Origin of the sequence: Streptomyces sp. ERV7 (genome assembly GCF_001653515.1) — a bacterium.
In the GTDB taxonomy this organism is placed as follows: domain Bacteria; phylum Actinomycetota; class Actinomycetes; order Streptomycetales; family Streptomycetaceae; genus Streptomyces.
Genome location: NZ_LYOY01000048.1, coordinates 1 through 10,948, shown reverse-complemented (window position 1 = coordinate 10,948; position 10,948 = coordinate 1). Strand labels below are relative to the sequence as shown.

Annotated in this window: 6 protein-coding genes; 4 read left to right on the top strand and 2 right to left on the bottom strand. The window is 71.7% G+C overall.

The genetic code is table 11. The features are described 5' to 3' along the window. Positions 1–117: 117 nt before the first annotated feature. Positions 118–1,233 carry a hypothetical protein gene (locus A8W25_RS22870; RefSeq protein WP_158942670.1) on the bottom strand — a complete coding sequence of 372 codons (1,116 nt, stop codon included), beginning with the start codon at positions 1,231–1,233 and terminating at the stop codon, positions 118–120. Between the two features lie 417 nt (positions 1,234–1,650). Here A8W25_RS22870 and A8W25_RS22865 point away from each other — a divergent pair, with 417 nt between their 5' ends. The 4 genes from A8W25_RS22865 to A8W25_RS22850 are packed head-to-tail and all read left to right on the top strand — an operon-like array spanning position 1,651 to position 7,915. Beyond that, positions 1,651–2,958, top strand: coding sequence for an MFS transporter (locus A8W25_RS22865; protein WP_067164489.1), 1,308 nt, complete (start codon positions 1,651–1,653; stop codon positions 2,956–2,958). Further along, entirely contained in the window at positions 2,955–4,127 is a 1,173-nt protein-coding gene (locus A8W25_RS22860) for a GNAT family N-acetyltransferase (RefSeq protein ID WP_067164487.1), read from the top strand. Before A8W25_RS22865 ends, A8W25_RS22860 begins: the two co-directional genes overlap by 4 nt. A 3-nt stretch (positions 4,128–4,130) precedes the next feature. Then, positions 4,131–5,345: an acyl-protein synthase gene (locus tag A8W25_RS22855; RefSeq protein ID WP_067164485.1), complete on the top strand. Its 1,215-nt coding sequence runs from the start codon at positions 4,131–4,133 to the stop codon at positions 5,343–5,345. Then, positions 5,342–7,915: an acyl-CoA reductase gene (locus A8W25_RS22850; RefSeq protein WP_234386554.1), complete on the top strand. Its 2,574-nt coding sequence runs from the start codon at positions 5,342–5,344 to the stop codon at positions 7,913–7,915. The genes A8W25_RS22855 and A8W25_RS22850 overlap by 4 nt, the downstream gene beginning before the upstream one ends. Before the next feature lie 56 nt (positions 7,916–7,971). On the opposite strand, the gene A8W25_RS22845 is transcribed toward A8W25_RS22850, so the two are convergent. Continuing rightward, the gene (locus A8W25_RS22845; protein WP_067164483.1) at positions 7,972–10,884 is read right to left on the bottom strand and encodes an AAA family ATPase; all 2,913 of its coding nucleotides are present in this window, start codon (positions 10,882–10,884) and stop codon (positions 7,972–7,974) included. Between the last annotated feature and the right edge of the window lie 64 nt (positions 10,885–10,948).

Genomic DNA, 10,948 nt, shown 5'->3' with positions numbered 1-10,948 from the left:
GGGTGAGCGGGAGAGTCACGGTTGCCTTCCTTGGAACGGAGACGCTGTCGGCTGGACCGTTAAGGACGGGAGGGGCTGCCCGGGGAAGGCCGGACGGGAGGGGATCGCGGCACAGGTTCACACAAGCCGCTCGTGGGAGGAGATTCCAGAGGGTGGGGTGTGCCCTCGGTGTGCCTGTGAGGCGATGACCGCGGCCGGTACAGCCTCGTAAGCGAACGTGTGGCGGATGAGAATGTCCAGGTCAGCGGCGGTGAACTCGTCGTCCGATGAGGTGGGGTCCGCTCGCTCCAGCAGCGTGCGGGCCGCCTGGCGCGTGACCTGCACGACGGCCGGCAGGGGGGATCGGTCTCGTGCGGGGACATGGGGCGGTTGGTCGGCCGGGGCGAGCAGCCGCAGCGCGTTGGCCGGGGCCCCCTGGGTCGCCTGCTGGGCGGCGAGCAGTACCAGCGCCCAGAGCCCCGGCTCGTGGGCGCGGGCCAGGACACCGGCTCTCAGCGCCGCGACGTAGGCCGCCTGCGCGTGTGCCTGGTCGCCGAGTTCGTACGCGAGGAGGCCGCTGAGACACGCGGCGTGGGCGGCGGCCGTCAGCAGGCGCGAGCCCAACTCCGGTCCGTAGCACGCGGTGTGGAGCAGCTCGGTGACCATACGCAGCTCGGCGTCCGCCAGCACGCGGCTGGTTGAGGGGGTTTCGGTGCGGCAGAGCTGTCGCAGCTGGTGGTGGCGGGTCTCCAGGGCGGTCACGGTGGCGTCGGCCGGTGGCCGGCCCTCGCGTTCCGGCGGCGGGGGCGGTGTACGGGTGGACTCCTGCCAGTGGGTGAGCAGTTGGTCCACGGAGCCTGCGCAGACGGTGAAGTGGGCGCCGTCGGGGGCGGGTGCCTGCAGGGAGCGGGAGAGGCTGCGCAGGGAGCGCAGGGCTTCTTCGGCGGTCCAGGGGGCGCACAGCGGCACGGACGGTCCGCCGGCGACAGGGAGCCAGTGCGGCCAGCCCAGGCGGAGGACTTCGGCGCGGGGCACCCCGTAGAGGCGGGCGATCGTGAACTGTGCGGTCAGTTCCGGGGTGACCTTTCCCGACTCCCAGCGGGCGATCTTCTCGCGGCGGGCGGCCATGGTCCCGAAGCCGAGTTCCGCGTGCTTGCGGGCGACGAGCTGGGCGTATGCGGCATGGGAGAGTCCTTCCTTCCTGCGCAGCGAGGAGAGCGGGTGGGCGAGCGGGCTCTTGTGTGTGGGGCACATCGGCAGACGCATCTCGTGGAGGGGAGGGGGCGGGCTGTCCTGCGGGAGATCCAGGCTGCGCACGGGTGGGCAGCCGGTGTCTTCGAGCCTGGCAGCGCCGGTGCGCGGTGTCCCTACGGTCACCACCACAGACATCCGCGGTCCGCGTCGCGGTGGCACTTCGGTACCGAAGGCGAACCCCTCGGTGGGGCACGTTGGGTCTCTGGGGTGTTCACCGTGGGGACGGCACGTCTTTCCAGCGGCAGGCTCCCCGTGGCGGCCGGTCTCCCGGCTGCGCACCCCCGCCGACCGGCGGGGTCGCTGCAGCCGGTGTGCGGATGAAATCGACTCCTTTCAGGCGGAGAGTGGTGTCTGGAAAGCGCACACGCTCCCTGGGCCGGTCGGTCGGCGCGGACCCCCCGACGAAAGAGTGCATCCATGACGCGTGAGCTGACCGCTCCCCGTGCTGCCATCACCCGCCCACGAAGGCCGCTGATCGCACGGAACGCCGTTTTCGCCCGTGCCTGGGCCGCGCAACTGCTGAGCCAGAGCGCCACACGCATGTACCAGATGGGAGCCCTGTGGTGGCTCCTGGGACAGGTCGCCACCGGTGACCGGGGACTCGCTTCCGGGCTGTTCCTGGTGTGTGCGGCGCTCCCACCCGTAGCCTTCGCGCCGCTTGTCGCGCGCACGATAGCGGCCCACCCCAGCCGCACCGTGCTGGGTGTCGCGGTGCTCGGCGGCGCGGTGCTGATGGCGGTGCTCGCGGCCTATGGGGTCCTGGTCGACGTGCCGACCCTGGCGGTGTATCCCGCGATGTTCGGACTGGCTGCCTGCCAGGCGTTGTTCGACCCGTGTCTGACCAAGGCCATACCGGAACTGGTCGAGGACGACGACATCGAGGACGCCACCGCCTTCGAGCAGTCGAGCTACTCATTGGTAGGTATGGCCGGGGCCCTGTTCGGTGCGGTCCTGGTCGACTGGATCGGCCTGACCGGTGTGGTGCTCGTCAGTGCGGCCGCCTACATGGGCGCCGCCGTCTTCGTGGCCACCGTCCGCCCCCGGCCGCAGCCGGTGGAGGGTGACGACGGGATGGAGGCCGGCATCCTCGGCGCCTGGCGCCTGCTGGCCGGCCTTCCCTTCGTCAGGCTCGCGCTGATCTGCTTCGCGGCGGCCAACTTCTTCATCACGGCCACCTTCGTGATCCTCCCGCTGTACACGAAGAACGTGCTGCACGCCCCCGCCCTCACGCTGGGGCTGCTGGAGGGCTCACTGTGGCTGGGGCTGCTGATCGGTGTGTTCACCGGCAAGCACCTGCGCGGCCGTCCCGCCTTCATCGGAAGTGGGTGCGTGGCACTGTTCGGTATGGCGGTCGCCGTGCCGGCGCTCACCGCCCAGCGCGGTGTGGTGCTGGTCGCCCTGGCCGTGGCGGGCTGGGCCGTGGGCGCGACCAACGTGGTGTTCGTCGCGGCCTTCCAGCGAGCGGTGCCGACTGCCGCCAAGGCCGCGTTCTTCTCGGCGATGCTGGCCCTGCTCGGCGCCGGATTCCCGGTCGCCGCCTTCTTCTTCGGCCTGGCCGGCGACCTGGTCCCCACCCAGGCCCTCTTCCTCGTCCAGACCGCCGGGCTGCTGCCGATCGCCGCCGTCCTGGCGCTGCGCGGCCGCTCGGCCCCCCATCCCGTAACCGGGCGCCCCGGCTTCCACGAGCAGTGCTCGGACACCGCGACACAGAAGGAAACACGATGACCGCCACACTGGCCCGACCCGCCGCGCACACCAGGGTCCTGGTCGACACCGCCGTCCCCGACGACGTGGCCGCGCTGCGGGACCTGTACCAAGCGGTGTACGGCGACTGCTATCCGCTGCGCCTGGGAACGGACCCGGTCGCCATGGCGGCCGCCATGGACGACCCGGCCGTGGACTGGCGGGTCGCCCGCGACACGGCGACCGGTGGGCTGGTCGGATCGGCACTGCTGCGCATCGACATGCCGCTGCGCATCGGCAAGGTCGAGGGAATCGCCGTGCATCCCGACCACGGCGGCGCGGGAATCGCCGGGTTGCTGCTGGAGACGCTGATGGACTCGGCGTTCGGCGCCGAGGGGTGCCTGGACTCGGTGTACGCCACCGCGCGGTGCGTCTCGCCCGCCCCGCAGCGACTGCTGCTGCGGCACGGTTTCCACCCCCTGGGTGTGCTGCCCGGCGCGGTCACCCTGCGCGAGGTGGAGACTCTCGCCCTGCTGGTCCGCTACCGGGACGGCATCCCCACCCGCCGCCGGGCGCCGGGAACGGTTCCCAGGGAACTGGCGCCCCTGCTCGAAGCGGCGCGCAGCCACGGTGTCGACTTCGACGACCTCCAGGTGGCGACGGAGCTGGTCGCCGCGCGCACCCGGACGGACACCGACCTTGAGGTGAGTCACGACGCCGGGCTCGTCCTGAAACGTTTCGCACGGGCAGCAGCCGGGACGGCACCCACCCTGCCGCTGCACCGGCCGAACACGCTGCTCATGACGCCCGACGGCCGCTTCGAGGCGTACGCCGTCATCGACGCCGTCGCCGGCAACGGCCTGCTCCTGGGCGGCCATCCGTCCCCCGAGGACCCGGAAGAGGCACTCGGCGACATCCTGCGGGAGATGGCCGACCGAGGGGCCGCCTACATCGAGGCGGTGCTGCCCCTGCACGACAGGAACCGCATCGAGCAGCACCTCGCCCACGGCTTCACCCCCACCGCCCTCTACCCCGCGATGCGCCTGGAGGACGGGATATGGCACGACTACCTGCTGCTCGGCCACACCACCGCGCGCGTGGACGCGGACGCACTAGACGTCGATGAGCGGTTCTCGCCGTACGTGCAACAGCACAGCCATGTTCGGGCCCCCGTGTGCCCGAATCCTTCCGACACCGTGAAGCGAGGGTGAACCATGACCACCTCCTCGGCCCTGGACGCGCGACCCGCGCACCTGAAGTACTTCGACCCGCTGCCCGTACCGGACGCGACGGCACTCGGGCAGTTGCAGCGGCTCGGTGATCTGCGCGAGCCGTACGCGACAGGCCCGGCCGTCGACGAGTTGTTCGCCGCCGCGGTCAACGAGGTCACCGCCTGGCACGCCGAACGCTCCCCGTTCTACGGCCGGGTGTGGCAGGAGCACCTGCGCCGGGGCGCGACGGCGCTGCGCACCGCGGACGACGCCGTCGGGCTGCCGCTGATCCACGCCAACTTCTTCAAGTCCCACGAGGTGACGTCGATACCACCGGAGGACGTCGCCGCCCATCTGACCTCGTCGGGCACCAGCGGACAGAAGTCGCAGATGTTCTTCGACCGCTGGTCCATCGGCTCGGTGATGCGGATGGCCGCCTTCGTGCTCGACCACTACGGATTCATCACCCCCGACCAGCCGAACAACTACCTTCTCTACAGCTACGAGCCCACCGACCGGCTCCAGCTCGGTACCGCCTTCACCGACAACTTCCTGTGCGATCTGGCCCCGGTCAACCGCCGTGCCTACGCCTTGCGGGCGGTCGGCGATGAGCACGTCTTCGACGCCTTCGGCTGTGTCGACACCCTGCTGCGCTACGCCGAAGAGGACCTTCCCGTGCGGCTGTTGGGGTTCCCCTCCTTCCTGTGGTTCACCCTCGAACGGATGCGGGCCATGGGCGTTCCCCCGCTCACCCTGCGTGCGGACTCCTTCATCTACCTGGGAGGCGGCTGGAAGGGCCACACCGGACGCCAGATCAGCAAGCAGGAGCTGTACGACCGTGTCGAGGAGCAGCTCGGCATACCCCACCACCGCGTCCGGGACAGCTACGGGGCGGTGGAGCACGGTGTCACCTACGCCGAATGCGCCCGGCACCGCCTGCACGCCCCGGTGTGGTCGCGTATCTTCGCCCGCGACGTGGAGACCCTGCGCCCCCTGCCGTTCGGGGAGCAGGGGTATCTCCACTGCGTGGCCCCGTTCATGACCTCGGTACCCGTACACAGCGTCGTGATGGGCGACCTGGTGTCGATCCACCGGGGCGAGGAGTGCGGCTGCGGGCTCGCCACCCCCTGGTTCGAGATCCATGGCAGGGCCGGGACCAGCACCAACCGCAGCTGCGCCGTGGCCGCGGCCGAGCTGCTCAGCAAGGAAGCGTCATGAACGGGATGAGCCACGTGAACGACATCGCGCACGACCACCTCTGGCAGGGCACCTGGATCGACGACGCCGAGGCCGACAAGCGCCTCGGGGACCTTCCCGCCCTGGTCGCCGACGAACTCTCCCGGCCGCTGTCGGCCCGTCAGGTCATCGCGGCCTGCGACCGGTTGAGCACCGTACTGACCACGCCGGACCACCCCACCCGCACCGCCCTGGCCGGCCACCTCGTGGCAGCGGGTCAGGACCGCGCCTCGGCCGAGCAGAGTCTGGCGGAGATCGCGGACTTCCTGCGCCGCGACGGTCTGGAGAAGAAAGTCGTGGCCGAGCTCGGCGGCACCGCCCCGCAGAGCCTGGCCCGTACCGATTTCCGCACGCCCGTCTTCGAGTCCTGGCAGCCCGTGGGCCTGCTGACCCACGTCACGGCGAGCAACGATCCGATCGTGGGGATCTTCAGCGCCGTCGAGGGACTGCTCGCCGGCAATGTGAACCTCGTCAAGGTGAGCGGCGGCGACTCCCTGTTCACCCACCACCTGCTGCAGGCCCTGGGCACACTCGACCCGGACGGCCGCATGGCCGACCGCCTGATCGTGCTGCGTTTCTCCTCCTCGCGCACCGACTGGCTCCAGCGCATCTGCGCACCGGCCGACGCGGTGGCGGCCTGGGGCGGCGAGGCGGCGACCGCCGGAGTGGCCGCGCAGGTACCGGCGGGATGCCGGCTCATCACGTTCGGCCACAAGATCTCCTTCGCGTATGTGACCTCCGAGCTGTGGAGCGACCGGCGGACGCTGGACGGTCTGGCCGACAGCGTCATCCGCCTCGACCAACAGGCCTGCTCCAGCCCACAGGTCGTCTACCTGGACACCGCCGACCGTGAGGAGCTGTCCGCCTTCGCCCAGCGGCTGGGCGAGGCGCTGGACAGGCGTGGGGGCGCCGAGCCGTCAGCCGGCCCCGGCGTGCACGAACAGGCGGAGATCACCACGACGGTGCTCGTCGCCAAGACCGAGGAACACCTGGGCCTGACCCGCGTCCACGAGAGCCCCACCGGAGCCTGGCGGATCCTCGTCGACCACCGCAGCGCGCTGCGGGCCTCCCCGCTGTACCGCACCGTATGGGTCAAACCGCTGCCCCGTGAGCTGATCGTCACGACGCTGCGCCCCATGCGCCGCTTCCTGCAGACGGCAGGCCTCGCCGCCACCCGTGGCGACGTTCCCGACCTCGCCGCCCGGCTGTTCACGGCCGGGGCCCTGCGCGTCACTCCCATCGGCTCGATGCTCGACAGCTATGCCGGTGAACCGCACGACGGCCTCTACCCCTTGCAGCGCTACAGCCGACGCGTCAGCGTCCGGCTCGACGAACGCTTCACCCACGACACCCGCCTCGACGATCTGCGCCCACCCGCCGACGCCGAGCCCGTACCTCCGCTGTGGCAGCGCCCCGACCCCGCGAGCCCCGTCCTCGGCAAGGCCGAAGTGCAAGAGCTCAACACATCCGTCCCACCCGAGAAGGCCCAACTCCACCTCGCCAGCGGCGGGAGCAGCGGAACCCCGGCGGTGTCCCTGTACACATACGCGGACTTCGGCACTCAGACGCGCCGCGCCGGTGAGGGTCTGGTGGCGGCGGGCTTGGACGTGCGCACCGACCGCGTGGCGAACCTGCTGTACGCCGGTGACATGTACGCCAGCTTCCTGTACGGCCACGGTCTGCTGGAGGCGATCGACGCGGTCCAACTGCCCATTTGCGCCGGCAGCGACTACGAACGCGACGCCCGGCTCATCGTGCGCCACCGCGCCAACACCCTGCTGGCGATGCCGTCGTACATCTGGCAGCTGTTCCGGCACGCCGGTGACGTCCTGGCCGAGTACGGCGGCGTCAAGAAGATCTTCTACGGCGGAGAGCACTTCGGCGCCGAGCAGCGCGCCCACATCAAGGAGCGCTTCGGCATCGAGCTGATCCGTTCGTTCGTGTACGGCGGGACGGACCTGGGCACGATGGGCCACCAGTGCCCGCACGCCGAAGGCAGCGTCCACCACCTCTTCAGTGACCTGTTCACGCTGGAGATCCTCGAAGTCGACTCCGACCGGCCCGTTGCCGAGGGCGCCACCGGCCGTCTCGTGTTCACCCCGCACACCCGCAGCGCACCGGCCATCACCCGCTACGAACAGGGCGACCTGGGCCGGTGGGTCGAGGGTGCGTGCGGGTGCGGCCGCACCACACCCCGCTTCGAGCTGCTCGGCCGCACCGGGGACGTGGTCCGCGCGGGAACGTACTTCATCAACTACCGGCGCATCGCCCGCATCGTGGCGGAGCACCTCGGCTACTGCGGTGAACTCCAGATGGTCGTGGAGACCGCCCCGAGCCGTGAACGGATCACGGTCCGGTTGGAAGAGCACGGCGCGGTGGATCCGGCGACGGTTGTCGCGACCCTTCTCGCCCACTACCCGGAGCTGCACGAAGCGGTGACCACCGAGAGGCTGCTCGACCTGTCGGTCGAGGCAGTGGGCTCGGGGGCCTTCGAACGCAGTGCGGCGAGCGGGAAGCTGCGCACGGTGATGGACCGGCGGCTGCCGGCCTGACGCACGGCGGGCACCGCCGAACCGGCGGTGCCCGTGGGGTCGGGGGACTCGGGCCTTCAGCCGGCCCCGGCCGGCTCCGGGGCTTGAAGCGCCTCCGGGGCCTTCGGTGTTTGCGGGGCGGTGCCCGCCAGGAGCAGAAGGCCGAGCCCCTGCCGCTTCACCCCGAGTTTGCGGTAGGCGCTGGAGAGGTGGAACTCCACGTTGCGGACGGTCACGCACAGGTTCTGGGCGATCTGCCGGTTCGTGGCGCCGCGCGCCGCGGCGAGCGCGATCTGGTGCTCCTGCGGGGTGAGACCGTGTGGAGCGTTGCCACGCCGCCCCTTGCGCCGTCCGTCGCCGATCTGGGCGAGGAGCTGCTCACCGCGCCGCACGAGCGGCTCGGCGCCGCACTCGGAGGCCAGGGAGATCGCCTGGTGCAGGGTCGCGCGGGCCTCGTCACCGGTGGCGTGCGCGTGCGGCAGCGCCGCCAGGTCGAGGAGTACCGCGGCGTGGCCGAGGCGGCGGGGGGAGGCCGCCAGGCGCGCGACCGCCGCCGTCAGGAGCTCATGTCCCTCGCCGCCGCCCACCGCCATGGCGAGGGCGTGCTGGGCGACGCCGACGACGCCGTCGGTGCCCCAGGCGAGGGCCAGCTCCAGCTCCTGTCCGGCCAGCTCACGGGCGCGCTCGCGCTGCCCGAGCCCCAGGTGGGCCATCACGGCCCTGGAGCGCCACGGCAGCACCGCCGGGTTGCGCATCTGCCACACCTCCGCCCGTCGGCCGCACTCCTCCAGATCGTGCACCGCACCCCGCGCATCCCCCTCGGCCAGGCGCAGACGGCCTCGCGCGTACAGGAGGAAGGTGTGTTCCAGGGTCTCCGGCGCATCGTCGGCCACGTCCATGTGGCGGGCGAGGAGCTCGCGTGCCTGGTCGAGCCGCCCGAGCGAGACGAGGGCGTCGGTGAACCAGACGGCGCAGGTGACGGCGCAGTGGTCGCCGCGCACATCGATGCCGTAGTCCTCGAACGAGGCCAGGGCGGAGGCGAAACGCCGGACGGCCTCGTGCAGGTCGCCCGCGTGCAGGGCCCTGAGCCCGTGGGCCATGGCCATGATGGCGGTGGCCCGGGGCCATCGGCTGCCCTCGGCGATCCGGTCGGCGACGGCGTACACCTCCTCGATGGCGGCCGAGGCGTCGGTGCGGGCCAGGGCGAACAGCGTGTAGTAGGACGGCGGCCGGAAGAAGTTCTGGTCGGCGCTGCGGATCGCCTCACGGGCGCAGCGCACCACCTTCTCGCGCTGCTCTCCGCGCCAGGCCGTCATGGTGGCGAGCATTCCTTGCTGGGCGCGGCGCAGCGCCAGGTCACCGAGGGCCGGGCGGCCCATGCGCTCCACGCGGCGCAGGGCAGTGGGCACGGTGGACAGCCGCAGGAACTCCGGCATCATGGCCGCCGCCTCCAGCCGCCAGGCGAGGTCGGGATCCTCGTCGCCGAGGTCGGCGAGCACCGTGTCGGCGATCTCCGACGCCTCCTCGTGGGCCGCCAGCATGCACAGTGCGGGCACCAGCTTGAGCGCCGCCTGCGCCGCCTGGCGGGCGTCCGTGGCCGCCGCGAGCGCCGCGCGCAGATGGCCGATGCCCTCATGGGGCGCGTACGACAGCTCGGCGCTGCCGAGCTCGCACAGCACGGCGCTGTGCTCGACCGGCGACGACGGCTGCTTGAGGGCGTGGCGCAGATAGGTGGCCGAGACGTCCGGGGCGCCGCGGCCCGCCGCGAGCCTGGCCGCGCGGCGCAGTTCCTCGCAGGCCCAGGGTGCGGCGGAGGAACCGGAGCGCAGGAGATGGGCGGCTACCTGCTCGGAGGGTGCGTGCGCGGCGCGCAGCAGATGCGCGGCCCGCCCGTGCGCGGTGAGGCGTGCGCCGACCGGGATGCTGTCCAGGACGGCGTTGCGGACGAAGGTGTGGGTGAAGCCGAGCGGGTGGGAGTTGGGCACCACGGCCATCGCCACGAGGGTGTCCAGGGCGCGTGCGGCCTGGGCCGGTGCCAGGTCCGCGAGGTCGGCGGCGATGTCGAACTCGGCGCCGTCGCCCAGCACGGCCACGGCGTGGGCCAGGGCTTCGGTGTCGGGGCGGGCACGGAAGCGCGCCCGCAAGCGTGCCGCCACGGCGGGTGAGCCGAGCAGGCGCACCTCGTCGGCGTCGAGCTCGTCCAGGGGAGTCCCCGGCCCGAGTACGCGCAGCAGTTCCGTCAGCAGGAAGGGGTTACCGCGGGTCACCTGGGTGCAGGCCGCGACCACGTCCGCGCTCGCACTCCCCACTGACCGGTGGACGACCTCGGCGACGGCCTCGCCGCTGATGGGGGCGAGCCGCAGTTCGTACGCCTGGTCGGTGAGGGCGAGAAGAGGTTCCTCCGCATAGGGCTGCTCGCCGTCCGTGGTGGAGATGAGCACCGTGATGGGGCGGTCGCGGAGCCGATGGGCCGCGTAGGCGAGGAAGCGCATCGAGGGTGCGTCGGCGGCGTGGGCGTCGTCGACGACGAGGAGCAGGGGCGCGCGCTCGGAGAGCGTGACGATCAGCCTGTGCAGCGCGTGATGCGTCGCGTACGTACTGGTGCGGCGGGTGTCGAAGCTCGCGTCGTCCACCACGAGCCGCGCCGGTCGTCCGGCCAGGTCCAGCAGCGCCTCGCGGGAGGGCTCGTCGATCTTGGCGAGCAGATCGCTGAACAGCCGGCGGACCACTCCGAAGGAGAAGTCCCGCTCCAGCGGAGCGCCGCACGCGCTGCCGACGAGGATCGGTGTGGCGAAGTCCGTGCCGGTGAGGGCCTGGATGAGCGAGGTCTTGCCGATGCCCGACTCGCCGACGAGGTGGGTCAGCGACGGGCGGCCGGCGGCGGAGGTGCGGACGGTCTCGCGCAGTGCGCGCAGCTCCTGCGCGCGTCCTGCCAGGAGGGATGCCTCATGCCGGTGCTCGGTCGCCGGATCGCGGCCTGTGTGCGACATACGAGAGCTGCCTTTCCTCGCCGTCCCGTCGGTGCGCCGGGTGGGGCGCCGATCGGGTGGTGGG

Bases quoted from the DNA above. Each gene is read 5' to 3' on its own strand.
- A8W25_RS22870 (WP_158942670.1), bottom strand. From the start codon at position 1,233: ATGTGCCCCACACACAAGAGCCCGCTCGCCCACCCGCTCTCCTCGCTG.
- A8W25_RS22865 (WP_067164489.1), top strand. From the start codon at position 1,651: ATGACGCGTGAGCTGACCGCTCCCCGTGCTGCCATCACCCGCCCACGA.
- A8W25_RS22860 (WP_067164487.1), top strand. From the start codon at position 2,955: ATGACCGCCACACTGGCCCGACCCGCCGCGCACACCAGGGTCCTGGTC.
- A8W25_RS22855 (WP_067164485.1), top strand. From the start codon at position 4,131: ATGACCACCTCCTCGGCCCTGGACGCGCGACCCGCGCACCTGAAGTAC.
- A8W25_RS22850 (WP_234386554.1), top strand. From the start codon at position 5,342: ATGAACGGGATGAGCCACGTGAACGACATCGCGCACGACCACCTCTGG.
- A8W25_RS22845 (WP_067164483.1), bottom strand. From the start codon at position 10,884: ATGTCGCACACAGGCCGCGATCCGGCGACCGAGCACCGGCATGAGGCA.